The sequence below is a fragment of the Methanomassiliicoccales archaeon genome (assembly GCA_014361295.1).
In the GTDB taxonomy this organism is placed as follows: domain Archaea; phylum Thermoplasmatota; class Thermoplasmata; order Methanomassiliicoccales; family JACIVX01; genus JACIVX01.
In genome coordinates, this window is record JACIVX010000095.1 from 1 (window position 1) to 983 (window position 983).

At 48.3% G+C, this 983-nt stretch carries 1 protein-coding gene; it reads left to right on the plus strand.

The annotated features are described in order from the left end of the window. Positions 1 to 336: 336 nt before the first annotated feature. A partial coding sequence (locus H5T41_11350) for a hypothetical protein (GenBank protein ID MBC7109354.1) occupies positions 337 to 983 on the plus strand: 647 nt, incomplete at its 3' end.

The window sequence follows — 983 nt, forward strand, 5'->3', positions numbered from 1 at the left end:
GGCCGTGGTGAAGCTCTCTGCCCCGCTTTCACAGGGCGAGACCGTCCACTTCCGCGGGAAATCCACAGATTTCGTGCAGACCGTGGAATCCATGCAAATCGAGCACCAGCCGGTGCACGAGGCTAACGACGAAGTCCGCACAGGATCTTGAACGATCAGGGCGAAGTTACTGCGGAGAGTTTGGCCAGGAAAGCTTTCAGCCCAGGCGGTCCAACCTTTGCTGAGGGGAAGAGAGGGCCGAACAAAGCGGACACTAGCAACGGCTTAGAGTTGATTAAAATAGCTTTTCTTTATAACATTTGAACGACACCCATGCTCGAAAAAAGGTGGGCACTAGTGAAGTGGAAAAGCAATCTAGAAAAGCTGCAATTTATCTTTGAACAACGCTATTTCCGCTGGGTCTTCCTTCTTTTGCTTATGTGGAGCTTCTTCAATTCAATGGCTGTAGCGCTTGTTGAACCGCTCGGATTCAAATATCTTTTCGATGAGGGAATTGTCCGGAGAAATTTCCGCCTCTTTGCTATAGTAGGACTTGCGGTAGTCGTTTTCGGGACGTTGTGGCGCCTCTCTAGTTTCTTTTTGGAACTTTATGCACGTCGGTTTAAGAACCAAATTCTTTCGGCTGTAAGCTTGCGCATGCTTGAGTTTTACCACCATCTACCATACATGGAAATACTGCGCAAAGGAGCGGACTACTTCGTCGCTCGCATTTATGATGAAGCCAAGAATGTCACCGAACCTCTAGTGGATGTCGGAACAAGATTGTTTCAGGCTGTAGCTATGGTAATAGGTGCTCTGGGGCTATGTTTTTATCTCTCTCCCAAGCTTACTGGAACGCTTCTGATCGTCATAACTGGCCTCATCTATGGATCCCGCTACTTCGGGGCCAAGATGCAATCCCAATCGAAAAGACAACAGGAATGGGAAGCAGAGCTTAAAGGAACCATCATAGGAGTCGTTCACGCTGTTAAAGAGACTCGGAT